We start from the raw sequence: 22,693 nt of genomic DNA on the forward strand, positions 1-22,693 counted from the left end.
CGCTCGCGGTCCGTCGGCATTTGCCAGCAACCCTTCCCGCGTCATAACATATACCACTTGCGGTATAGCAATCATCAAAGATCGCATTTGACAGTTATGGCAAAAGGGCGGCAACGTCAGCGCGTTCCGAGACACGACGGTCGCCGACGATAAAAATCGTATCGATTGAAATCAGTGCCTCGGGGCCATGGGAGGATACCGGAGATCGATATGACGGCAGCAGTGCCTTGGCGCTTCTGCACGATTGCGCGGCCCGCGACCCCCGGGGTGCCGCGTCCATCAACCAGGGAGAGTTAAGTGAAAATCATCAAGACACTGGCCGCAGTCGCGGCGCTTGGCATCGCTGCCATGACCTACTCGGCGCACGCAGCCGACAAGGGTCTTGTCGGCGTGCTGATGCCGACCAAGACCTCGCAGCGCTGGATCAATGACGGCGATGCCGTGAAGTCCCAGCTCGAGGCTCTCGGCTACACCGTTGACCTGCAATATGCGCAGGACGACATCCCCAACCAGCTCAGCCAGCTGGAAAACGAAATCACCAAGGGCCCGAAGGCGCTGATCATCGCCTCGATCGACGGCACCACCCTGTCGGATGCGCTGCAGAAGGCCGCTGACGCCGGCGTCGTCGTCGTCGCCTATGACCGCCTGATCAAGAAGACCGCCAATGTCGACTATTACACCACCTTCGACAATTTCGGCGTCGGCGTGATCCAGGCGAATTCGCTGGTCAAGGGCCTCAAGGAGCGCTTCCCCAACACCAAGCCCTGGAATGTCGAACTGTTCGGCGGCTCGCCCGACGACAACAACGCCTTCTTCTTCTACAACGGCGCGATTTCCGTCCTGCAGCCGTTGATCGACGACGGCTCGATCAAGATCAAGTCCGGCCAGACCGGCATGGACAAGGTCGGCACGCTGCGCTGGCTGGCGGCAACCGCCCAGGCACGCATGGATAACCTCCTGTCGGCCAACTATTCGGACGGCAGCCGCGTCGATGGCGTCCTGTCGCCCTATGACGGCCTGTCGCGCGGCATCACCGCCTCGCTGCGCGCCGTTGGTTACGGCACGGAAGCACAGCCCTGGCCGATCGTGACCGGTCAGGACGCCGAGACCGCCTCGGTCAAGCTGATCATCACGGGCGAACAGTACTCGACCGTGTTCAAGGACACCCGCGACCTCGCCAAGGCCACCGTCGAACTCGTCGACAAGGTGCTCTCGGGCGGCAAGCCTGACGGCCTCGACACCAAGACCTACAACAACGACGTCAAGGTCGTCCCCTCGATCCTGCTGACGCCGCATGAGGTCGACAAGTCGAACTACCAGAAGCTGGTCGTCGACTCGGGCTACATCAAGGCCGAAGACCTGAAGTAATTTCGGTTGTAAAGTCAGGGGTCCTGCGCAACGCAGGGCCCCTTTTCGTTCACAAGCGACCCCGGTATTGTTTCTGCCGGCCTCGGAGGAGCTTGCGCCAATGACCTCGACGATTTTGGAGATGCGCGACATCACCAAGACGTTCCCCGGCGTGAAGGCGCTGTCGAACGTCAACCTGCGTGTCGAGGAAGGCGAGATTCACGCCGTGGTCGGCGAGAACGGCGCCGGCAAGTCGACGCTGATGAAGGTGCTGTCGGGCGTCTATCCCGCGGGGACCTACGACGGCCAGATCATCTTTCAAGGTCAGGAATGCCAGTTCAAAGGCATCCATGACAGCGAACACAAGGGCATCGTCATCATCCACCAGGAGCTCGCGCTGGTGCCGATGCTGTCGATTGCCGAAAACATCTTCCTCGGCAACGAACACGCCAGATACGGTGTGATCGACTGGGATGCCAACGAGAAGCGCACCAGCGCCCTGTTGAAGAAGGTGGGCCTCAAGGAGGACCCCAAGACGCTGATTACCAATATCGGCGTCGGCAAGCAGCAGCTGGTCGAGATCGCCAAGGCGCTGAGCAAGGATGTCAAGCTGCTGATCCTCGACGAGCCGACGGCGTCGCTCAGCGAAAAGGACAGCCAGGCACTGCTCGACCTTTTGCTCGAATTCAAGCGGCAAGGCATGACCTCCATCCTGATCTCGCACAAACTCAACGAGATCAACCGGGTCGCCGACAAGGTCACCGTCATCCGTGACGGGCGCACCATCGAGACGCTGGCCAAGAAAGACATTTCGGAAGACCGCATCATCACCTCGATGGTCGGCCGTTCGCTCGACGACCGCTATCCGCCGCGCGAACCCAAGATCGGCGAGGTCGTGTTCGAAGTGAAGAACTGGTCGGTCTATCACCCGCTCCATGCCGAACGGCAGGTGATCAAGGGCATCGACATCAACGTGCGCAAGGGCGAGGTGGTCGGCATTGCCGGGCTGATGGGCGCTGGCCGCACCGAATTCGCCATGAGCCTGTTTGGCCGCTCCTATGGCCGCCGCATCACCGGCGAGGTGCTGCTCAAGGGCAAGCAGGTCGATGTCTCGTCGGTGAGCAGGGCGGTCGAACACGGCATCGCCTACGTCACCGAGGACCGCAAGACTTACGGTCTCAACCTCATCGACCATATCAAGCACAACATAACACTCGCCAATCTCGGCGGCGTGTCGCGCCACAACGTCATCGATGATCTGCGCGAGCTCGCCATCGCCAACGACTATCGCAAGAAAACGAACATCCGTGCATCGAGCGTCTATCAGATGACCGGCAATCTTTCGGGCGGCAACCAGCAGAAGGTGGTGCTGTCGAAGTGGCTGTTCGCCGACCCGGACGTGCTGATCCTCGACGAGCCGACACGCGGCATCGATGTCGGCGCCAAGTACGAAATCTACACGATCATCGCGCGCCTTGCCTCGGAAGGTAAGGCGATCGTGGTCATCTCGTCGGAGATGCCGGAATTGCTTGGCATCACCGACCGCATCTACGTCATGAACGAAGGGCGCATCGTGGGCGAAATGCCCGCGGCGGACGCAAGCCAGGAAAAAATAATGCGCGCCATCGTTCGGGGAGAAGGAAAAGCAGCATGAGCACCGAAAGCGCCCCCGCCCCGCAAGGCAACGTCACTGACGAACAGCGTCCACGCATCGCCGTCTCGGCGCTGACGGCGAACCTGCGCGAATACGGTCTGATCATCGCGCTGATCGTCATCATGCTGTTCTTCCAGTTCACCACGTCGGGAACGCTGTTCAAGCCGGTGAACCTCAGCAATCTGGTGCAGCAGAACTCCTTCATCATCGTGATGGCGCTGGGCATGCTGCTGGTGATCGTTTCCGGCTATATCGACCTCAGCGTCGGATCGGTCGCGGGCTTCATCGGCGCGCTGGCGGCAAACATGATGGTCATCTGGCAGCTCGGACCGCTCAGCAATCCGCTGGTGGTTTCGATCGTCTGCCTGATCGTGGGCGGCCTTATCGGCGCGGCGCAAGGCTACTGGATCGCCTATCACCGGATACCGAGCTTCATCGTGACGCTGGCTGGCATGCTGATCTTCCGCGGCATCTGCCAGGCGCTGCTGGGCGGCGGATCCTCGGTGGGGCCCCTCCCGGACGGCTTCAAGGCGCTGAGCTCCGGCTTCATCCCGGACGTGATCGGCCCGCTCACGCTGATCCCGCCGACGGTGAACGCCGCCGGCAAGACCATCATGGGCAGCGGCCTGACGCTGCATATGACGACGGTCGTGCTGGGCGTGATCGCCGTGCTGGCCTATGCCTATTTCGGGCTGCGCACCCGGCGCAAGCGCGAGCGCCATGGCTATGAAGCCGAACCCTTCCCCCTGTTCGTCGTCAAGACGCTGGTCGCCAGCGCGCTGGCGCTGTTCCTGGTCTATGAGTTCGCCAGCTACAGGGGGCTGCCGGTGGTGCTCCTCGTCATGGGCGTGCTGATCTCGCTGTTCGTCTTCGTCACCAAGCGTATGACCATCGGCCGCCGCATCTACGCAATGGGCGGCAACGCCAAGGCGGCGCAGCTGTCGGGCATCAACACCGAGCGGCTGACGCTCTACGTGTTCATCAACATGGGCGTGCTTTCGGCGCTCGGCGGCCTGATCATCGCCGCCCGCCTCGGTCAGGCCGTGCCGGCGGCGGGTCTGGGCTCAGAGCTCGACGTCATCGCCGCAGTCTTCATCGGCGGCGCCTCGGCAATGGGCGGCGTCGGCCAGGTCATCGGCGCCGTGGTCGGCGGCTTCATCATGGGCGTGATGAACAACGGCATGTCGATCATGGGCGTCAACGTCGACTGGCAGCAGGTGGTCAAGGGCCTGGTGCTGCTCGGCGCCGTGATCTTTGACGTCTACAACAAGAACAAGGCCTGACAGGAGCAATTCCAGGAAAAGCGCATCACGGTTTTCCCACAGGAATTGCTCAGAAACAAAATACCGGGAGCAGCTCGGTTCCTCAAAGCTGAACCGCTCCCGCGAGGCAACAAGGAAGGCATACGGGTCTAGATCGCGATGACGCCGGCAATAGTCGGCATCAAGAAGTCCCCCAGGGGATCAAGCCCGCGAGCGCAATCCGGACGAAAAATTTCACCCGTGGCGCGGCGAGGTCCGAGCCGCGCAGGTCAAGGTTTGTCAAAAGGCAACCGGACCAAGGCAAATAAGAGAGGATTGATCATGCTGATCTCGCAGATTCTCGACGACGCCGAGACCATTCGTGTCGTGGCCCGCAGCGGCGGCAAGACCCGGATCATCAACGGCGCCCGCAGCGTCTATTCGCTGGCGATGGAAGCTGCCCGCACCGGCGTCGGCCTTGCCACACTGATCGAGCGCAAGGGGCTTGGCGAGACGATCGATCTCGACGCCGCCTACAAGAAGGGGCGGCTGTTGTCGCCGATCAACCATCCCGATCCGGCTCACCTGCATCTCACCGGCACGGGCTTGACGCATCTCGGCTCGGCGGCGACGCGCGATTCCATGCACAAGAAGCTCAGCACCGATGGCGAGGAGCAGCTCACCGATTCCATGAAGATGTTCCGCATGGGCCTGGAGGGCGGCAAGCCCGCCAAAGGCCAGGTCGGCGTGCAGCCGGAATGGTTCTACAAGGGCAACGGCACCATGGCCGTGGCCCCAGGTGCGGCACTCCTGTCACCGGCCTTCGCCAAGGACGCCGGCGAGGAACCCGAGGTCGCCGGCATCTACGTCATCGGCGACGACGGCGCGCCCTTCCGTGTCGGCTTCACGCTGTCGAACGAATTTTCCGACCACGTGACCGAGCGCGTCAACTATCTCTTCCTCGCCCATTCCAAGCTGCGCAATGCCTCGTTCGGGCCGGAGATCCTGATCGGCGACCTGCCTTCCGACATCCGCGGCACATCGCGCATCGTACGCGACGGCAAGATGCTGTGGGAAAAACCGTTCCTGTCGGGCGAAGCGAACATGTCGCACACCATCGCCAATCTCGAACATCACCATTTCAAATATTCGGCGTTCCGCCAGCCGGGCGACGTGCATGTGCATATGTTCGGTACCGCGACACTGTCCTTCGCCGACGGGGTCAAGACCGAGGCCGGCGATGTGTTCGAGATCGAGGCGGGGGATTTCGGCCTGCCGCTGCGCAATCCGCTGGAGATCGAAAAGCCGGTGAAGGTGGTCGTGAAGGCGCTGTGAGTGGTGATCTCCCCCCTCGTGGGGGAGATTGGCAGTGTCAGCGTGCAGTGCGAAAGTGCTTGGACAGCTTCAGGCCTTGCGCCTGGTAGTTGGAGCCCAGATCGGTGCCGTAGAGCGCCTGCGGGCGCTTCAGCATGTGCTCGTAGACCAGCCGGCCGACGATCTGGCCATGGTCGAGGATGAACGGCACTTCATGGCTGCGCACCTCCAGCACGGCCCGGCTGCCGGTGCCGCCGGCCGCCGAATGGCCGAAGCCCGGGTCGAAGAAGCCGGCATAGTGGACGCGGAATTCGCCGACCAGAGGGTCGAACGGCGTCATCTCGGCGGCATAGAGCGGCGGCACGTGCACCGCTTCCTGGCTGACGAGGATGTAGAATTCGTCGGGGTCGAGCACCAGTTCGCCCGCGCCGCTCTTGTGGATCGGCTCCCAGAAATCGACGACATCCTGCGCCGCGCGCTTGTCGACGTCGACGAGACCGGTGTGATGCTTGCCGCGGTAGCCGACCAGCCCGTCACTGTCGCCATTGAGATCGATCGACAGCGCGATGCCGCCGCCGGAAATGTTAGGCGGCTCGGTGGCGACCAGCATTTGCGCGCGATGGAGTTCGTGCAGCTCGGCTTCCGAGAGCAGCGCATTGCCGGTGCGGAAGCGGATCTGCGACAGGCGTGAGCCGGTGCGCACCACGATCGGGAAGGTGCGTGGGCTGACCTCCAGATAGAGCGGACCATTGTAGCCGGCGGCGATCTTGTCGAACTCGTGGCCTCGGTCGGTCATGACACGGGTGAAGATGTCAAGCCGCCCGGTCGAGCTCTTCGGATTGGCCGAGGCGGAAATCTCCGCCGGCAATGCCAGGCTTTCGAGCAAGGGCACGATGTAGACGCAGCCGGTCTCCAGCACCGCGCCGTCGGCAAGATTGATCTCGTGCAGCTTCAGCCGGTCGAGCTTCTCCGAAACCTTGTGATTGGGGCCGGGCAGGAAGGAGGCCCGCACCCGCCAGGCCCTGTCGCCGAGTCTCAGATCGAGACTGGCCGGCTGGATCTGGTCGGCATCGAGCGCGCGCGGCGACTTCAGCGCGCCGGACTGGAACAGCGCCGAAATGTCCTGATCGGGAAGAATACCCGTCTCTCGCAAGGCTTCGCTCCTAGAGGGCAGGCTTTGTCGGAACCCGCTTGGTACAAACCTCTTAATGAAGCCGGCAATTGACGCAAGCGTGGGACGGGTCTAAAGGGTCGTTATCCCGTGGTGATTTGGCCGGTCGGCTTGCAGCCACGTTAAACAAGTCGCTAAAGGACCGTTGGGCCGCAAGGCCGTATGGACCGGTTGCGACTTTCGCGGCCGGTTTTTTTGTGTCTGGAACAAAAGCGATGAGCACCAAGAAGCGCAACTGGAAGCCTCAGACAGCCCTCGTGCATGGCGGAACCCTACGTTCCGGCTTCGGCGAAACCTCCGAGGCGATGTATCTGACGCAGGGCTATGTCTACAAAACGGCGCAGGCGGCCGAAGCCCGTTTCAAGGGCGAGGAACCGGGTTTCATCTATTCGCGCTACGCCAATCCGACCGTCGACATGTTCGAAAAGCGCATGTGCGCGCTCGAAGGCGCGGAGGATGCGCGCGCCACGGCGTCGGGCATGGCCGCGGTGACGGCGGCCCTTCTGTGCAGCGTCAAGGCCGGTGACCATATCGTGGCGGCGCGCGCGCTGTTCGGCTCCTGCCGCTGGGTGGTCGAGACGCTGGCGCCGCGATACGGCATCGAGGCCACGCTGGTCGACGGCACCGACATCGCCAATTGGGAAAAAGCGGTCAGGCCAAACACCAAGCTGTTCTTCCTGGAAAGCCCGACCAACCCGACACTGGAAGTGGTCGACATATCAGCCGTCGCCGCGCTTGCCAATTCAATCAGCGCGCGGCTTGTGGTCGACAATGTCTTCGCCACGCCTTTGCAGCAAAAGCCGTTGCAGCTTGGCGCGCACATCGTCGTCTATTCGGCGACCAAGCACATTGACGGCCAGGGCCGCTGCCTCGGCGGCGTGATCCTGTCGGACAAGAAGTGGATCGACGAGAACCTGCACGACTATTTCCGCCACACCGGCCCCAGCCTGTCGCCCTTCAATGCCTGGACGTTGCTGAAGGGCCTGGAGACGCTGCCGCTGCGCGTGCGCCAGCAGACCGAGAGCGCCGGCAGGATCGCCGATTTTCTCGCCGAACAGCCGCAGATTGCTCGTGTCATCTATCCCGGCCGCGCCGACCACCCGCAGGCCGATATCGTCAAGAAGCAGATGTCGGGCGGCTCGACGCTGATCTGCCTCGATGTCAAGGGCGGCAAGCAGGCAGCCTTCGCCCTGCAGAATGCACTCGACATCGTGCTGATCTCGAACAACCTTGGCGACGCCAAGAGCCTGATCACCCATCCGGCGACGACGACGCACAAGAATTTAAGCGACGAGGCCCGCGCCGAACTCGGCATCGGGCCTGGTACGCTGAGATTGTCCGCCGGCCTGGAAGACACCGACGACCTTCTGGAAGACATCGCACAGGCGTTGAAAGCCGCCAAATAGCAGGCCGTCCAGGCAGCGTCGCCTGCGGCGGATTCAGGCTCGCGACGGCGCCTCTTCAAGTTCGGCCGCCTTGGTGCCGATGGTCATCGCATTGCCGCGCCAGTCGACGGCGCCGCCGAGCCAGCCGCGTGCCCACATCGCCGGCAGGATCAGGTCACGCACCACGATCGCCGCGACCATGCGCGGCGACAGGTACCAGCCCTTGGACCAGGCCAGTGCACATTCAGGGAAATAGAAGGCCGCCAGCACGGCAACGGCCGTCAGCGGCAGGCTGAAGCCGGCGCTTGCCGCCGCAACCAGCGCAAGCACCAGCGGCACCACCGCGCCGGTCAGGATTTCAGGCGCGAAGAACAGCGGAAAGGTGACGCGGCGCAGGCGCGCCCAGCGGGCCTGGCGCGACCAGATCTCGCCAAGCGTGCGCCGGCCAAGCGGCTGTTCGAAGGGCGAAGCGACGAGATTGACGCGCAGGCCGAGCCCATTGACCAGCTTGGTCGCGGCGGCGTCCTCGGCGATTTCGGCGGCCAGCGCACGGATGCCGCCATTGGCATCCAGCATCGGCTTGTTCCAAAGCATGCTCTTGCCCTGGGCAAAGCCAAGGCCGAGCGCCTCCCCGGCATACTGCCAGCGGGCCTGCAGGGTGTTGAGGAAGGCGCATTCGACCTCGGCCCAGAAGCCATCCGGCCGCGAGCCGATAGGCGTCGAGCAGACAAGGCCCGTGTTTGGCCGCCACGCCGCCATCAGATGCTGGATGTAATCCCCGGGCATCAGCACGTTGGAATCAGCCAGGATGACCCATTTGTGCCGCGCGGCTTCCCAACCCTTGACGCAATTGTTGAGCTTGGGATTGGCGCTGACGCGATCGTCACCGATCAACAGCCGGGCCGGCAGCTTGGGGAAACGGGCAATGGCTTGTCTGATCAACCCGACGACCGGATCATCGGCATGGGCAACGCAGAAGATCAACTCGTAGCGCGGCCAGTCGAGCGAGAAGGCGCGCTCCAGCGTCTCGTGCGTGAACGGCTCGACGCCACGCGACGGCACGACAATCGACACCGGCTGCGATTTGCCGGCTGGCGGCGAGATCGTAGTGCGCCGCTTCAGCTGTGAGGCGGCCAGCGCGATGCTGGCAGCGTTTGAAAGGATAAGAGCAGTCGAAAGCGAGGCGGCTATGAGAGTGAGTTCCATCGAGATCTGGGCGCTCCAGAAGAGACGGGCCGCGGTGTGGCCGCTTTCAACAGTTCGACAGAGCGCCGAGTCGCTCGGTTCGCGCACACCACCATTGTCATGTGTCACTTAAATGACATTCTTTGCCGGCACCTGCCTTTCGAGGACGAGCGCGACAAGACGCGCACGTTGACCTCCTCGCCTGGAGGGCCGAAAGTTTCGTTTGTTTGAGCATGATCTTTGGACAGGCGGAAACCGTTTGGCCGGGAAAACCGGTCCACTTTTCGGGATCATGCTCGATATCGTTTTGGAGCCGCTTATGTACCGCGCAGTCACGCGCAACATCGAAGTGCAGGTCAGGCCGTTCTATCTCGAGGGCCGTTCGGATCCTTCCGAGAACCGCTATGTCTGGGGTTACCAGATAACGATCGACAATCAGTCGGACGAATTCGTGCAGCTTCTGTCGCGCTATTGGCACATCACCGACGGCGCCGGCCGGGTCGAGGAAGTGCGAGGCCCCGGCGTTGTCGGCGACCAGCCCGAACTCAATCCCGGCGACAGCTATCAATACACGTCGGGCTGCCCGCTCTCGACGCCGTCAGGGATCATGGTCGGGCGCTATACGATGCGCAACAAGCGCGGCGAGACATTCGACATCGCCATCCCGGCCTTTTCGCTGGATCTGCCGGGAACGAGACGGACGGTGAATTAGGGCAGTCGGGCGATTAGCGAAGTCCTCGGCGACAGCGTCTTTCTCCCCGTCACTACACGGGGAGAAATGCCCGGCAGGGCAATGAGGGGCGGCGCCGAACTGATGAGATTATCTTTCACGCACGTGGCGAGTCTACGTTTCACGCACGTGGCGAGTCTACGCGCGGCCACTTGCCAAAGTTAGCGCTGCCCCTCATCCGCCTGCCGTACCTTCTCCCCGATAGTGACGGGGAGAAGGAAGCTCCCTTTACTGCGCCGCGAATTCCGCCGGGTCGAAGTCATATTGCTTCGAGCAGAATTCGCAGGCGACGTGGATGCCGCCGTCCTCGGTCGAGTCCTTGATCTCCTGCGCGGAGAAGCCCTCGAGGATGCCGCGGATCTTGTCGCGCGAGCACGAGCACTGGTCGGCGACGGGGACGCCGCCGAAGACGCGCACGCCATGCTCATGGAACAGGCGATAGAGCAGCCGCTCGGCGCCGATCGTCGGATCGATCAGCTCTGTCGGTTCGATGGTGCCGAGCAGCGCCAGCAATTCCTGCCAGGAATTGTCGGCCGGATCGTGAATCTCCTCGCGCGGATCGCCATCGCCGCCGGGCAGGTCCGGAACGCGCATGCGCTCGGGGGACTGCGGCAGGAACTGCGCCAGGATGCCACCGGCACGCCACTGCTCGCGCGCGCCACCAGGGCCCGGCGTCAAAAGCTTGGCGACAGAGAGCCTGATATCCGTCGGAATCTGTTCCGACTGGCGGAAGTAGGTGCGCGCCGCGTCCTCCAGCGTCTCGCCGTCGAGTTGCACGATGCCCTGATAACGCTGCGTGTGGGCACCCTGGTCGATGGTCAGCGCCAGCACGCCGCTGCCGAGCAGCGTCTGCTGGGACGTCTCGCCCGCCGCGACGAGGGCCTCGAGCCTATCGGCATCGAAGCGCGCATAGGCGCGCAGCGCCGAAGGCGTCGTGAAATCCGCCACCAGCATGTCGACCGGCCCGTCGGTACGGGTCTGCAGGATGAACTTGCCCTCGAATTTGAGCGAGGTGCCGAGCAGCACCGTCAGCACGCAGGCTTCCGCCAGCAGGCGGGCGACCGGCTCGGGATAGTCGTGGCGGCTGAGGATGGCGTCGAGCATCGGCCCGAGCTGGACCGTGCGACCGCGCACGTCGAGCGGACCGACCTCGAAAGGCACGACATGGTCGTCGCCGGCATAGCCGAACTCGCCGAGTTTGGGGTGATGTTCAGTCACTTGATGCGTTTCCAACATGACAAAGCTCCAGGGCGCGGCCATGCCGCCCCCTGGGGTGCATGCGTCCAAACGCGCTTGATTTGCGTGATGCGGCGCAGATAGGCATCGCGCCCCCGCAGATCAAGCGCCCAGACACTTCATCTCAAGCACCAAGACACCAGGCGAGCACCGCCTTCTGGGCGTGGAGCCGGTTCTCGGCCTCGTCGAAGACCACCGAATGGGGTCCGTCGATGACCTCGTCGGTCACTTCCTCGCCGCGATGCGCCGGCAGGCAGTGCATGAACAGCGCGTCCTGCTTGGCATGCGCCATCAGCTTGGCATTGACCTGATAGGGAGAGAAGACGTTGTGGCCGCGGGCGCGATGCTCCTGGCCCATCGACACCCAGCAGTCGGTGACGACGCAATCGGCCTGGTCGACGGCTTCCTCGGGCGAGCGGGTGAAATGCAGCTTGCCGCCATGCGCCTTGGACCAGTCGACATGCTTCTGCGCCGGCTCGCTGCCTTCGGGAACGGCGACGTTGAGGTTGAAGCGGAACCGCGCAGACGCTTCGAGCAGCGAATGCAGCACATTGTTGCCGTCGCCGGTCCAGGCGATGGTCTTGCCGGCAACCGGACCGCGATGCTCCTCGAAGGTCATGATGTCGGCCATCAGCTGGCAGGGGTGGGTGTCGTCGGTCAGCCCGTTGATCACCGGCACGGTTGCGTTCTCGGTCAGTTCCAGCAACCGCTCATGCGAGGTGGTGCGGATCATGATCGCGTCGACATAGCGCGACAGCACCTTGGCGGTGTCGGCGATGGTTTCTGAGCGGCCGAGCTGCATTTCGGTACCGGTCAGCATGATGGTCTCGCCGCCAAGCTGGCGCATGCCTACGTCGAAGGAAACGCGTGTGCGGGTCGACGGCTTGTCGAAGATCATAGCCAGCACCTTGCCTTCGAGCGGCTTGGTCCGCTCGCCGGCCTTCAGGCGCGCCTTTCGCACCACCGCGTCGTCCAGCATGAAGCGCAGGTCGCCCTCGGAAACGGTGGAAAGATCGGTAAAATGGCGAACTGACATCAGCAATATTCCGGAATTACTTCGCGGCGGCCACGGCAATGGCGTCCGCCAGGCCCTTGGCACCAGCGCGGATGCGGTTGAGCGCTTCGTGGATCTCGGCGTCGGTGACGGTGAGCGGCGGCAGCAGGCGGATGACGTTGTCACCGGCCGGAACCGCCAGCAAATGCTGGTCGCGCAGCGCCATGTTCACCTTGGTGTTGGGCATGGCGCATTTGAGGCCAAGCATCAGGCCGGTGCCCCTGATGCCTTCGATGACATCGGGAAACTCGTCCGCGATCGCCGCCAGGCCTTGCTTCAGCAACAATGCCTTGCGCTGGACATCCTCGAGGAAGCCGTCTTCGAGCACCACATCGAGAACCGCATTGCCGACAGCCATGGCCAGCGGATTTCCGCCGAAGGTGGTGCCGTGCACGCCCGACGTCATGCCGACCACGGCCTCGTCGGTGGCCAGGCACGCGCCCATCGGGAAGCCGCCGCCAATGCCCTTGGCTATCGCCATGATGTCGGGCGTCACGCCCGTCCACTCATGCGCGAACAGCTTGCCGGTGCGGCCGATGCCGCACTGGACCTCGTCGAAGATCAAGAGCAGGCCGTGCTGGTCGCAGAGCTGGCGCAGCCGCTTCAACGATTGTGTGGGTACCGGGCGGATACCGCCCTCGCCCTGCACCGGTTCGATGAGGATCGCGGCGGTTTCCGGCGTGATCGCCTTCTCGGCGGCATCGATGTCGTCGAAGCCGACCTGGTCGAAGCCTTCGACCTTGGGTCCGAAGCCTTCGAGGTATTTGTACTGGCCACCGGCCGCGATGGTCGCCAGCGTGCGGCCATGGAAGGCGCCTTCGAAGGTGATGACGCGGAAGCGCTCCGGATGACCCTTGACGAAGTGGTAGCGCCGCGCCGTCTTGATCGCGCATTCCAGCGCCTCGGCGCCGGAGTTGGTGAAAAACACCTTGTCGGCGAAGGTGGCATCGGCCAGGCGCTCGCCAAGCCGGCTCTGTCCCGGGATCTCATAGAGGTTGGAGACGTGCCAGAGCTTGCCGGCCTGCTCGGTCAGCGCCGCGACCAGATGCGGATGGCTGTGGCCGAGCGAATTGACCGCGATACCGCCGGCGAAATCGAGATATCGCTCGCCCTTGTCGGTAACCAGCCAAGTGCCTTCCCCGTGGTCGAAAGCCAGGGGTGCGCGAGCAAAGGTCTCGTAAAGCGCCGAACCGCTCATTATATGCGTCTCCGGTACCGGAAAATCAAAAAAGCCGCCAAAGCGGCGGCCTTGTGCGGCTTATCGTGTTTTTCGGCCATGAAGTCAACGAAAACGTCGCGTAGTGCGCGCGGCAAGCCCTCCGACGCGACGCCGGCTCATAAGCGACCGGGCAAGTTGGGGAAAACCGAAAAAACCGATTCGTGTTGCACTTGGGACTCTTGTCACCGAGTCAGCGCATAAGGTAATTGTAGTCGAGAAATAACTAGATTTCGTGCGGCGGACCTAATCACCAGATATATGTGGTGTCTGCCCCAGCAGTGGTGCTGGGTCGGGAGTGGATTCCGATTGCCGCACGCTTAGCAGGAGCGCGGTCTCATGAACTGGACTGACGAGCGGGTCGAACTTCTCAGAAAACTGTGGTCGGAGGGTCTGAGCGCAAGCCAGATTGCCGCCCAGCTTGGAGGGGTGAGCCGCAATGCCGTCATCGGCAAGGTGCACCGGCTGAAGCTGTCGGGCCGCGGTCGTGCAACGGCGACGCCGGCACGCCAGAAGAAGGCGACACAGGGCTCGACCGTCCAGAAATCGGTGGCGCGCGCCGCAACCACGGCTCGCCATGTCACGACATCGATCGGCGCGACCGCCCTTCAGACGCAATTCGACGCCGAGCCGGTGGCGCGACACTATATCCGCCCGGTCGAGAATGTGGTGGTACCGATCTCACGGCATCTGCAGCTCGTCGAGCTGACCGAGCGCACCTGCAAATGGCCGAATGGCGATCCGCTGTCGGAGGACTTCAACTTCTGCGGCAACGAAGCCGCCGAAACCGGTCCCTATTGCAAATACCACGCCCGCGTGGCCTTCCAGCCGGCGGCGGAGCGCAGACGCAATCGCTGAGCGCGGAGTAGTGAGTAGTGAGTAGTGAGTTTCACTACTTACTAATTTCTACTGACTCACCTCACAGCCATCCGTTCTTGCGAAACCGCCAGTAGAGAAACGCGCAGATCGCCGCGATGGTGGCCAGCACCATCGGGTAGCCATATTCCATCTTCAGTTCCGGCATGTCGGTGAAGTTCATGCCGTAGATGCCGGCGAATGCCGTTGGCACCGCCAGGATGGCCGCCCAGGAGGCGAGTTTCTTCGAGATCGCCGTTTCCTGGCTCTGACCGACCAGCAGGCTTGCCTCGAACGCGAAGGCCAGCACCTCGCGCAAACTGTCGATCTTTTCCTGGACGGTGCGGATGTGGTCGGTCACGTCGCGAAACAGCGGGTGCATGGCTGAATGGATTTGCGGCAGGTCGGCGCTGGTCAGCCGGCGGCAGACTTCCACCAGCGGCAGCGCTGCATTGCGCAGGCGCAGGAGATCGCGGCGCAGCATATAGAGCCGCTCGATGTCGGGACCGGTCATCGGCTTCAAAAGGACCTTGTCCTCGATCGCCTCGACCTCGTCCTCGATCTGCTCGAGCACGGGCATGTAGTTGTCGACGATGAAATCGAGAATGGCATAGAGGACGAAATCCTCGCCCTTGGCCAGTGAATGCGGGCAGCTTTCCCAATGCTGGCGAACGGCGGCGTAGGAAGTCGACGGGCCATGCCTGACGCTGACGATATAGCCCGAGCCAACGAACAGATGCGTCTCGCCGAAGGTCACCCGTCCTTCGATCAGCTGCGCGGTGCGGGCGACGATGAACAGCGCGTCACCATATTGCTCGAGCTTCGGCCGCTGGTGCGGATGCTCGGCATCCTCGATCGCCAGTTCGTGCAGATGGAACTGTGCCTGGACGCGCAGCAGAAGGTCACGGTCCGGTTCGAGCAGCCCGATCCAGACGACGTGTCCCGATTTCTTGGCCCAGTCGCCGGCTTCCTCGATCGGAATATCGGCGATACGCCGCCCGGCGGTGTAGACACTGGAGGCGATGATGCCTGACGTTGGCGCCGCGGGCTTGAACTCTCGGACATATTCCATCGCAGCCTCCTGAAGGCAGGACCTTTATCAAGGCCTGAGAAGCTTAACGCCGCGATAGTTTAGCGCAATATGATCTAGCGTTCGAGAGGAAGAGCGTTCATTTCGCCGGCACCGTCGCGGAAAGACTTATCTTGTCGGTCTTGTCGCCTTTCGGCCGCTCGGCCGGCATCTGGTCGCCCGTGACGATGTAATAGATGGTTTCGGCGATGTTGGTGGCGTGATCGCCGATGCGCTCGATGTTTTTGGCACAGAACAGGAGATGCGTGCAGGGCGTGATGTTGCGCGGATCCTCCATCATGTAGGTCAGCAATTCGCGAAACAGCGACGTGTACATGGCATCGATCTGGTCGTCGCGATCGCGCACGAAGCCGATCTTGTCTACCGAGCGCGAGGCATAGACGTCGAGCACTTCCTTGAGCTGCGTCAACGCCAGGTTTGCCAGGGCCTCCAGGCCGCGAAACAAGCTGGTTGGCTGGCGGCCGTCGATGACGGCGACCACGCGCTTGGCGACGTTCTTGCCGAGGTCGCCGACCCGTTCGAGATCGGCGGAAATGCGGATGGCGCCGACGATCTCGCGCAGGTCCGTCGCCATCGGCTGGCGCTTGGCGATGATGATGATCGCCTTGTCGTCGATCTCGCGCTGCCCATCATCGAGCACGGCGTCATCGCGAATGACTTTCTGGGCCAGTCCCGGATCGGCATTGACCAGAGCGGCGACCGCCTGCTCGACCATGCGCTCGGCATGGCCGCCCATAGCGGCGATGCGCTTCGACAGATATTTCAGCTCCTCGTCATAGGCGCTCATGATGTGTACGGACTGCATGAATGAAATGCCTTCCCACGGGTTCTTTGCTTTGAGTCGTTTCCTCGAATCCCCGCTGATACGCTAGCGGGATGACAGAAAAAAGAAACGGTCCAGGGGAAAACTAGGGCGAGATCAGTGCGTCGGCAAATGAACCGAGAAGGCGGCGCCCTTGCCGACCTCGGATTTGATCGTCAGCCTGGCGTTATGGCGTGTCAGAATATGCTTGACGATCGACAGGCCGAGGCCGGTGCCTTTCTGGGTCCGGCTGGTCTCGGCATCGATGCGATAGAAGCGCTCGGTGATGCGAGGAATGTGTTCCTCGGGAATGCCGGGGCCGAAATCCCGGATCGTCACATCGATGCCGGGTTCGGAATCGAGGTCGCCGCGCGCGATCGACACCAGCACGCGGCCGCCCGACTGCCCGTATTTGCAGGCGTTTTCCAGGAGATTCTCGAAAACCTGGAACAGCTCGTCGCGATCGCCCGGCACATTGAGAGGCCCCTTGGCGAAATCGCGCTCGATGGCAACGCTGTTTTCGCGGGCAAGCGGAGCCAGCGAATCGATGACGCTGTCGACGGTCTGGCGCAGGTCGACCTCCGTCCCGGGCTTCAGATAGGGTTTCATCTCAAGCCGAGACAATGACAGGAGGTCGTCGATCAGCCGCGCCATGCGGCCGGTCTGGTTCTGCATGATCTGCAGAAATTGCTCGCGCGCCGCCGGATCGTTGCGGGCAGGTCCGCGCAGCGTCTCGATGAAACCGGCGATCGAGGCCAGCGGAGTGCGCAATTCGTGGCTGGCATTGGCGATGAAGTCGGCGCGCATGCGGTCGATCCGCCGCGTCTCGCTCTGATCCTTGAACACCAGCACATAGAGATCGGTGCGGTGCCCCACCGAGGACGCGCTGACCCGGTAGGCCCGCTCGACCGGCAGCTTCTCGGTATAGTCGACGACATCCGAGGCGAGGGCACCCGACAACACGCTGTCGAGCAGGGTCTGCATTTCCGGCGCCCGGAATTTCAGTGGCAGCGATATGCCCGGTGCGATCCCGCCAAAGGCGGCAAACGCGGCGGCGTTGGCATGGACGATGGTGGCGGCATGGTCGAAGATGATGAGCGGGTCGGCGACGGCCGCCGCCAGATATTCGCCCGACAGGCGCTGCAGGCCGATCGTCTCGATCGCGGCAGCACCCTCGGCGGACTGGCGCAGGCCCGCGGCCGGCAGCACAGCCGCCGCAAGCAACAGGAGCAGCGCCGGTACCAGCACGTAGGCGGAAATGCCCGCGAAGGCAAAGGCGATCAGAACCGCGGCGACACCGGCAGCGAGCAGCCAGCGGCTGTTCCACAGCCGGGCGGCCAGGATTTGCGCCATGCCTTTCTGCCCTGCGTCCAGATCAGTCATTCGCTCGCGCGCCCGCGCCCCATGCCGTCCCACCGGTCGTGCGGCAGCGGAAACTTCCGCTGGACCGCTCCGCGCATGATCCCGTAAATCGGGAATCGATTATCGGAAAGGATCATGCACAAATCAAAAGTCCTGCAGCGTCGTTTGCGCGTCCAGACGGACGCGCGGTCTGTAGTGGTTCCCAATAGCATGAGTCCGAAAGCTGGAAAGGGTTCGTCAGCATGAAAAAAGCCAAGGAAAGTTCCGCCGCGCCACCTTCGGGTCCGCTGAAGATCACGATCGATGGCAAGGAACGGGAGTTCGACATCGAGAATCCCGAGCTTCCGGACTGGGTCGAGGACAAAAAACTGACCGCGGGCGGCTACCCCTACGACAAGAAGATGAAAAGCGACGAGTACGACGAGACGCTCGAAAAATTGCAGATCGAGCTCGTCAAGGCGCAGGCATGGCTGCAGGCGACCGGCAAGCGGGTGATGGCGCTGTTCGAGGGCCGTGACGCCGCCGGCAAGGGCGGCACGATCTTCGTGGTGCACCAGTATCTCAACCCACGCACGGCGCGCAACGTGGCGCTGACCAAGCCGACCCAGCCCGAGCTGGGACAATGGTACTACCAGCGTTATGTCGACCACTTCCCGACGTCGGGCGAGTTCGTCACTTTCGACCGCTCCTGGTACAACCGCGCCGGCGTCGAGCCCGTGATGGGCTTCTGCACGCCCGAACAGCACGAGAAGTTTCTCGACGAGACGCCCCATTTCGAACGGATGATCGTCAATGACGATATCCATTTCTTCAAATTCTGGCTGAACATCGGCCGGGAAACGCAGCTCGAGCGTTTTCATGACCGTCGCTACAGTCCGCTGAAGAGCTGGAAGTTCTCGCCGATCGATGTCGCCGGCATCACCAAATGGGATGATTACACCAAGGTGCGCGACACCATGTTCGAGCGCACCCACAAGGCGTTCGCGCCATGGATCATCGTGCGGGCCAATGACAAGCGCCGCGCGCGGCTGGCGGTGATGCGGCGCATCCTGTTGTCGCTGCCCTATGAGGGGCGCGATCTCGATATCATCGGCAAGGAAGACAAGAAGATCATCGGCGAAGGGCCGTCATTCCTGGGCAAGGAAGGCTGAGCTTGCCGTGCCGCGTGGCCTCCACGCGGCACGGCATTCTTCACGATCCTCAGGCCGCCAGCCTCGCAATGCGCTGCAGGCGCCGCAGCGTGGCATCGTCCTGCAATGCCTGCTGGAACAGTGATATCTCCTGGTCGATGCGGTCGCACAGCGCGCCGGTGTTCCCCTTGAGCAGGCCACGGGTCTGCAGCAGGGCAGCGACCGGCTTCTTGACCAGCTGCCTGGCCCGGCCGAGCGTCGCCTCCTCCACGCCGTCATGCACGATCTCGGCGACGAGGCCGAGCGCCCTTGCATCCTCGGCGTGGAGCGTGTCGCCGAGGCAGAAGAAGCGGAAGGCGCCGGCATAGCCGAGCTTCTGCGGCGCCAGGATGCTGGTCGCCGCGTCCGGCACAAGGCCGAAATCGACGAACGGCACCCGGAACGTGCTTTCATTGGAGGCGATCACCATGTCGCAGTGGAACAGGATCGTGCAGCCGACGCCGACGGCATCGCCGTCGACGCAGGCGAGGATAGGCTTGGGGAACGTCGCCAGCGTGCGGAACATGTCGGTGACGGCGGCGATGAGCTTCTGATGCTTGGTGGCGTCGAGGAATTCGGAGAAGTCGCCACCGAGGCAGAAGCAGCCGGCCAGGCCACGCAGCACGACGACACGAACCTCATCATTGTCGGCGGCTTCGTGGAACGTCCTGGCAAGGCTTTCATAGGCCCTTCTGTCGAGCACCGGCCGGCCGTCATTCGACGACACGGTGACGATGAGCGTGTGGTTGCGCAGTTCTGGTTGCGGGTGCATGGCCATCTCCGATCTCATGACGCCCTCCTTTGGCCGAACATGTCGGGATATCCCCTGGCCAGAACGGGCGCATGATGATTGCGGCGCGAACGCACCACGTCCAGCGTGTGCTCGGTGAAGGAGAGCAGTGTCGCCACGACCTGCTGATTTCCGTAGGTGCGCTGGTAGCCCAGCGGTGTCGCCAGGAAATGCAGTTGCAAGGCGCGTAATACCCACATCGGCTCGAACTCGATGATCACCTTGTCGACGCCGCGCTTCAGCCCCCACTCGACGAAGCCGGCGATCAATTCGGTACCGACGGTCGAAACGCCGCGACGGCCATCGCGAAAGCCGGGAGCCACCGCATAGCGGGTCAATTCCCAGATGTTTGGGCCCGATGGCGGCGTTCCCTCGGAAAGGTCGGTCAGGACTTCGGTCAGCAGATGGGGCCGCGTGGTCGGCAACATCCTTTGATAGCCTGCGATTTCGTTGCCTCTGATGACGATCTGATGTACCGCCTCGTCGTGGTCGAACTGGTCGACCTCGAATCCGTCCGGGCGCCGCAGGTCCTCCCACCCCATTTCTTCGACAAATATCTGGTAGCGCAGCCGATGGACGGCCTCCCAAAGGTCGGGACGTTCCATCAATTCCTGAGTTGTAAGACAAAAAAGCATGCCGTCGTCTCCTGGGTTTAAGAGGAAGATACGGCCGTGCTTCAGTGAGAAAATTGCGTGATCACGTAGGCAAGAATTTCTAGGTCGGCACGGCCGACCTAACTAATGTAGCCGCGCCTTATCGCTTCGGCGACAGCCTGAACCCGATTGACGGCACCGAGTTTGCTTTTGGCGTTAAGAAGATGTTTCTCCGAGGTGTGCTCCGAGATGCCGAGGATTTGCGAAATCTCCCACTCGGACTTGCCGACAGCCGCCCATTGCAGGCATTCGCGCTCGCGCGGAGTCAACTCGATATGGTCGATGGTCTTGGTCGCCATGGTGTGGAGTTGCATGGCGCGGCCAACGGCATAGGTGGACACCAGCGACACCAGGCCGAATTCATCCGCCGACAGCTGCACGGCCTCGCCACCCAGCGACACCATGACGATCTGGCCGTCGAGTGTGATCAACGGAAAAGCCAAGCCGTCGCGCAGCTTGAAGGCGCCGGCATCGCCCATCACTTCGCCACTGCTCTTGTCGATGCGAATGCCCTCGGCGGCTTCCCGCCACTGGAACGGCGCCTGCAGCTGCTTCATGTGGCTGACCACGGGATCGTGATCGACATAATTGCGCGACACGTAGCGCTCCAGCCATTCGACAGGCCAGTCGCACAGCAGCACATGCTGCTTTTGCTGCCCGGTCGGCGTGCCCGGCTGCGGAACGGTTCCGGCCATAAGCGCGGTCAGACCGAAATCCGACGTTATGCCCAGCAGCTTCTCGCAAACCGCCGCCGCCGTTCCGGCGTGCTGCAGTTGGTCTATATATTCCAGCGTACGATCGAATTGACCCATCGCAACATCAACCCCATGTTGCCTTATGCATTGAGACCGATGGTCCATGCCTTGTCTGCACTTTGCCACCGACCACGGATTGCAATCGCACTTTTCCGGTTGTGGTTCTCGACCCTGGTCCCCCCAACCAAGGCAGCCACCGCTGTTTGCAAACGTGTTAAATCATATCCCGAAATCGGCGCGTTGAAATCAAAAACCATTGTGCCTGTATCATTTTCGTACCAAAACCAGTGCGAAAACGAGTGCGGCGGAGTTCTATCGTGGCGTTCCAATGGCGGTTCCTGGTTCTGGCGTCGCTGCTGATCGCGGCGCTGCCGCTGGCTTCTGGGGCGCGCGCGGTGGAACCGCAGGTGCCGGTGCTGTGGGACGCCAAGGAACGGTTGCCCAAGCCGGATCTTTCGGCCCTGCCACGGCTGCGATTTCTGACGACCACGGATTTTCCACCCTTCAATTTCCTCGACGGCGCGGGAAAGCTGTCCGGTTTCCACATCGACCTGGCACGCGCCATCTGCGCCGAACTCGGCATCATCGACAAATGCCAGATCCAGGCATTGCCGTGGGCCGAGCTCGAAGGGGCGCTTGAGAAGGGCGAGGGCGAAGCCATCATCGCCGGCATCGCCGCAACGCCGCAGGCACGCCAGACATATGCCTTCTCACGCTCCTATCTGCAGTTTCCGGCGCGTTTCATCATGCCGAAGGGCAAGGCGTTGACGGAGCCGGTCTTCGACAAATTGCACGGCAAGCGTGTCGGCGTGATCGCCGGCTCGGCGCATGAGCGCATGCTGCGCGACTATTTCAACACGGTCCAGATCGTCTCCTTCGACGGACCGGAAGCCCTCTACGCCGATCTCAAGGCAGGCAAGATCGATGCGGCCTTCGGCGACGGCATGCGCTTCGCCTTCTGGCTGGGCGGCTCCGATGCCGCGGGCTGCTGCCGCTTTGCCGGCGGCCCCTATCTGGCGCCCGAATATCTGGGCACGGGCATGGCCGTCGCCACACGGGCGGACAATCCGGCGCTGGCCGCCGCGATCGATTACGCGCTGCAGGAGATTTCGATGAAAGGCACCTTCGCCGAATTCTACCTGCGCTACTTCCCGGTCAGTTTTTTCTGATCCGATCCCGGTCAGTTTTTTCTGATCCGGTCCTGGTCGGTGTTTCTGATCCGCCCGTAACGCCGTCAGGTCAGCGTGCGAAGCCGGGCCTTGGCGGCGCGGCCGATGGCGGCGACGGTCAGTGTGTCGAGATCGAGCTGCCGGCGGATCAACTGCAGCACGCGCACTTCCTCCATGCGCATTTCGAGATCGACGGCCGCCACTTCGAAGGCCGCGGCATAGGCGGTGTCGCGCAGGCGCTCCGGCAGGGCTTCGGCGACTTGGGCCAGGACACCCTCCAGGCCGTCCTTTTCATGCAGCAGCTTCTGGCAAGCCTGGGCGACGGGAACCAGCCGGTCCTGCTTGAAATCCTCGAAGACCGGCCATGAGCGGACAACGTCGCCGATCCGGGCCAGTTCGACATCGGTCATGTCCCGATCGGAGGCCGAGGTGATGACCATCAGATAGATCAGGGCTTCATGCGGGGTGGGCGACGGCATTCTTTGCTCCATGAACGGGCTCCGAAAGTAGGAACG

General features: G+C 62.6%; 21 protein-coding genes and 1 riboswitch. Of the genes, 9 read left to right on the plus strand and 12 right to left on the minus strand.

What is annotated here, in order from left to right; translation table 11 throughout:
* Nucleotides 1–297: 297 nt before the first annotated feature.
* The 4 genes from chvE to araD1 all read left to right on the plus strand — a co-directional run bounded on the left by chvE (nt 298) and on the right by araD1 (nt 5,577).
* Nucleotides 298–1,368: a multiple monosaccharide ABC transporter substrate-binding protein gene (gene chvE, locus AC07UC_RS33260; RefSeq protein WP_140775431.1), complete on the plus strand. Its 1,071-nt coding sequence runs from the start codon at nt 298–300 to the stop codon at nt 1,366–1,368.
* A 100-nt stretch (nt 1,369–1,468) separates the two neighbouring features.
* Nucleotides 1,469–3,001, plus strand: coding sequence for a multiple monosaccharide ABC transporter ATP-binding protein (gene mmsA, locus AC07UC_RS33265; protein ID WP_494908836.1), 1,533 nt, complete (start codon nt 1,469–1,471; stop codon nt 2,999–3,001).
* Entirely contained in the window at nt 2,998–4,284 is a 1,287-nt protein-coding gene (gene mmsB / locus AC07UC_RS33270; protein WP_140775433.1) for a multiple monosaccharide ABC transporter permease, read from the plus strand. The genes mmsA and mmsB overlap by 4 nt, the downstream gene beginning before the upstream one ends.
* Before the next feature lie 300 nt (nt 4,285–4,584).
* A complete protein-coding gene (araD1, locus tag AC07UC_RS33275) occupies nt 4,585–5,577 on the plus strand; it encodes an AraD1 family protein (protein ID WP_140775434.1) in 993 nt (330 codons plus the stop codon).
* Between the two features lie 37 nt (nt 5,578–5,614).
* Here the strand turns inward: araD1 and AC07UC_RS33280 are convergent, their stop codons facing one another.
* Nucleotides 5,615–6,709: a 2'-deoxycytidine 5'-triphosphate deaminase gene (locus AC07UC_RS33280; RefSeq protein WP_202324636.1), complete on the minus strand. Its 1,095-nt coding sequence runs from the start codon at nt 6,707–6,709 to the stop codon at nt 5,615–5,617.
* A gap of 98 nt (nt 6,710–6,807) precedes the next feature.
* A riboswitch (SAM riboswitch) is annotated at nt 6,808–6,885 on the plus strand.
* A 57-nt stretch (nt 6,886–6,942) separates the two neighbouring features.
* Here AC07UC_RS33280 and AC07UC_RS33285 point away from each other — a divergent pair.
* Entirely contained in the window at nt 6,943–8,133 is a 1,191-nt protein-coding gene (locus AC07UC_RS33285) for an O-succinylhomoserine sulfhydrylase (RefSeq protein WP_494908837.1), read from the plus strand.
* A gap of 33 nt (nt 8,134–8,166) precedes the next feature.
* Here the strand turns inward: AC07UC_RS33285 and AC07UC_RS33290 are convergent, their stop codons facing one another.
* A complete protein-coding gene (locus AC07UC_RS33290) occupies nt 8,167–9,318 on the minus strand; it encodes a ceramide glucosyltransferase (RefSeq protein WP_494908838.1) in 1,152 nt (383 codons plus the stop codon).
* Nucleotides 9,319–9,616: 298 nt separating this feature from the next.
* On the opposite strand from AC07UC_RS33290, the gene apaG reads away from it, so the two are divergent.
* Nucleotides 9,617–10,009, plus strand: coding sequence for a Co2+/Mg2+ efflux facilitator ApaG/CorD (gene apaG, locus AC07UC_RS33295; RefSeq protein WP_494908839.1), 393 nt, complete (start codon nt 9,617–9,619; stop codon nt 10,007–10,009).
* Between the two features lie 246 nt (nt 10,010–10,255).
* On the opposite strand, the gene AC07UC_RS33300 is transcribed toward apaG, so the two are convergent.
* From AC07UC_RS33300 to AC07UC_RS33310, 3 genes are all read right to left on the minus strand, one after another.
* Nucleotides 10,256–11,287: an Hsp33 family molecular chaperone gene (locus AC07UC_RS33300; RefSeq protein WP_494908840.1), complete on the minus strand. Its 1,032-nt coding sequence runs from the start codon at nt 11,285–11,287 to the stop codon at nt 10,256–10,258.
* 100 nt (nt 11,288–11,387) lie between these two features.
* Entirely contained in the window at nt 11,388–12,299 is a 912-nt protein-coding gene (argF, locus tag AC07UC_RS33305) for an ornithine carbamoyltransferase (protein WP_140775439.1), read from the minus strand.
* Nucleotides 12,300–12,315: 16 nt separating this feature from the next.
* A complete protein-coding gene (locus tag AC07UC_RS33310) occupies nt 12,316–13,515 on the minus strand; it encodes an aspartate aminotransferase family protein (protein ID WP_140775440.1) in 1,200 nt (399 codons plus the stop codon).
* Between the two features lie 357 nt (nt 13,516–13,872).
* On the opposite strand from AC07UC_RS33310, the gene AC07UC_RS33315 reads away from it, so the two are divergent.
* Nucleotides 13,873–14,391, plus strand: a complete 519-nt coding sequence (locus AC07UC_RS33315; protein WP_202324639.1) for a GcrA family cell cycle regulator — start codon at nt 13,873–13,875, stop codon at nt 14,389–14,391.
* Nucleotides 14,392–14,452: 61 nt separating this feature from the next.
* Here the strand turns inward: AC07UC_RS33315 and AC07UC_RS33320 are convergent, their stop codons facing one another.
* From AC07UC_RS33320 to AC07UC_RS33330, 3 genes are all read right to left on the minus strand, one after another.
* A complete protein-coding gene (locus AC07UC_RS33320; RefSeq protein WP_140775442.1) occupies nt 14,453–15,460 on the minus strand; it encodes a magnesium and cobalt transport protein CorA in 1,008 nt (335 codons plus the stop codon).
* Between the two features lie 97 nt (nt 15,461–15,557).
* Complete coding sequence (gene phoU, locus AC07UC_RS33325) at nt 15,558–16,283, minus strand: phosphate signaling complex protein PhoU (RefSeq protein ID WP_202324640.1); 726 nt, start codon at nt 16,281–16,283, stop codon at nt 15,558–15,560.
* A gap of 114 nt (nt 16,284–16,397) precedes the next feature.
* Entirely contained in the window at nt 16,398–17,663 is a 1,266-nt protein-coding gene (locus tag AC07UC_RS33330) for an ATP-binding protein (protein WP_494908841.1), read from the minus strand.
* 221 nt (nt 17,664–17,884) lie between these two features.
* Between AC07UC_RS33330 and ppk2 the strand changes: the two genes are divergently transcribed.
* The gene (ppk2, locus tag AC07UC_RS33335) at nt 17,885–18,793 is read left to right on the plus strand and encodes a polyphosphate kinase 2 (RefSeq protein ID WP_140775445.1); all 909 of its coding nucleotides are present in this window, start codon (nt 17,885–17,887) and stop codon (nt 18,791–18,793) included.
* 49 nt (nt 18,794–18,842) lie between these two features.
* On the opposite strand, the gene AC07UC_RS33340 is transcribed toward ppk2, so the two are convergent.
* From AC07UC_RS33340 to AC07UC_RS33350, 3 genes are all read right to left on the minus strand, one after another.
* Nucleotides 18,843–19,589, minus strand: coding sequence for an enoyl-CoA hydratase-related protein (locus AC07UC_RS33340; protein ID WP_202327612.1), 747 nt, complete (start codon nt 19,587–19,589; stop codon nt 18,843–18,845).
* 8 nt (nt 19,590–19,597) lie between these two features.
* On the minus strand, nt 19,598–20,236 hold the full coding sequence (locus tag AC07UC_RS33345; RefSeq protein WP_056570040.1) for an acyl-homoserine-lactone synthase: 639 nt from the start codon (nt 20,234–20,236) through the stop codon (nt 19,598–19,600).
* A gap of 98 nt (nt 20,237–20,334) precedes the next feature.
* Complete coding sequence (locus AC07UC_RS33350) at nt 20,335–21,066, minus strand: helix-turn-helix transcriptional regulator (RefSeq protein ID WP_494908842.1); 732 nt, start codon at nt 21,064–21,066, stop codon at nt 20,335–20,337.
* 260 nt (nt 21,067–21,326) lie between these two features.
* Between AC07UC_RS33350 and AC07UC_RS33355 the strand changes: the two genes are divergently transcribed.
* Complete coding sequence (locus AC07UC_RS33355; protein WP_494908843.1) at nt 21,327–22,178, plus strand: ABC transporter substrate-binding protein; 852 nt, start codon at nt 21,327–21,329, stop codon at nt 22,176–22,178.
* Nucleotides 22,179–22,243: 65 nt separating this feature from the next.
* Here AC07UC_RS33355 and AC07UC_RS33360 read toward each other — a convergent pair whose 3' ends face one another.
* The gene (locus tag AC07UC_RS33360) at nt 22,244–22,657 is read right to left on the minus strand and encodes a tellurite resistance TerB family protein (protein ID WP_056570030.1); all 414 of its coding nucleotides are present in this window, start codon (nt 22,655–22,657) and stop codon (nt 22,244–22,246) included.
* Nucleotides 22,658–22,693: the final 36 nt, after the last annotated feature.

It is taken from the genome of Mesorhizobium sp. GW821-FHT04C10, assembly GCF_059420305.1.

What these genes read in the sequence shown, in the direction of transcription:
- mmsA (WP_494908836.1), top strand. Translation starts at nt 1,469, where the DNA reads ATGACCTCGACGATTTTGGAGATGCGCGACATCACCAAGACGTTCCCC.
- mmsB (WP_140775433.1), top strand. Translation starts at nt 2,998, where the DNA reads ATGAGCACCGAAAGCGCCCCCGCCCCGCAAGGCAACGTCACTGACGAA.
- araD1 (WP_140775434.1), top strand. Translation starts at nt 4,585, where the DNA reads ATGCTGATCTCGCAGATTCTCGACGACGCCGAGACCATTCGTGTCGTG.
- AC07UC_RS33285 (WP_494908837.1), top strand. Translation starts at nt 6,943, where the DNA reads ATGAGCACCAAGAAGCGCAACTGGAAGCCTCAGACAGCCCTCGTGCAT.
- AC07UC_RS33290 (WP_494908838.1), bottom strand. Translation starts at nt 9,318, where the DNA reads ATGGAACTCACTCTCATAGCCGCCTCGCTTTCGACTGCTCTTATCCTT.
- apaG (WP_494908839.1), top strand. Translation starts at nt 9,617, where the DNA reads ATGTACCGCGCAGTCACGCGCAACATCGAAGTGCAGGTCAGGCCGTTC.
- AC07UC_RS33300 (WP_494908840.1), bottom strand. Translation starts at nt 11,287, where the DNA reads ATGGCCGCGCCCTGGAGCTTTGTCATGTTGGAAACGCATCAAGTGACT.
- argF (WP_140775439.1), bottom strand. Translation starts at nt 12,299, where the DNA reads ATGTCAGTTCGCCATTTTACCGATCTTTCCACCGTTTCCGAGGGCGAC.
- AC07UC_RS33310 (WP_140775440.1), bottom strand. Translation starts at nt 13,515, where the DNA reads ATGAGCGGTTCGGCGCTTTACGAGACCTTTGCTCGCGCACCCCTGGCT.
- AC07UC_RS33315 (WP_202324639.1), top strand. Translation starts at nt 13,873, where the DNA reads ATGAACTGGACTGACGAGCGGGTCGAACTTCTCAGAAAACTGTGGTCG.
- AC07UC_RS33320 (WP_140775442.1), bottom strand. Translation starts at nt 15,460, where the DNA reads ATGGAATATGTCCGAGAGTTCAAGCCCGCGGCGCCAACGTCAGGCATC.
- phoU (WP_202324640.1), bottom strand. Translation starts at nt 16,283, where the DNA reads ATGCAGTCCGTACACATCATGAGCGCCTATGACGAGGAGCTGAAATAT.
- AC07UC_RS33330 (WP_494908841.1), bottom strand. Translation starts at nt 17,663, where the DNA reads ATGACTGATCTGGACGCAGGGCAGAAAGGCATGGCGCAAATCCTGGCC.
- ppk2 (WP_140775445.1), top strand. Translation starts at nt 17,885, where the DNA reads ATGAAAAAAGCCAAGGAAAGTTCCGCCGCGCCACCTTCGGGTCCGCTG.
- AC07UC_RS33340 (WP_202327612.1), bottom strand. Translation starts at nt 19,589, where the DNA reads ATGGCCATGCACCCGCAACCAGAACTGCGCAACCACACGCTCATCGTC.
- AC07UC_RS33345 (WP_056570040.1), bottom strand. Translation starts at nt 20,236, where the DNA reads ATGCTTTTTTGTCTTACAACTCAGGAATTGATGGAACGTCCCGACCTT.
- AC07UC_RS33350 (WP_494908842.1), bottom strand. Translation starts at nt 21,066, where the DNA reads ATGGGTCAATTCGATCGTACGCTGGAATATATAGACCAACTGCAGCAC.
- AC07UC_RS33360 (WP_056570030.1), bottom strand. Translation starts at nt 22,657, where the DNA reads ATGCCGTCGCCCACCCCGCATGAAGCCCTGATCTATCTGATGGTCATC.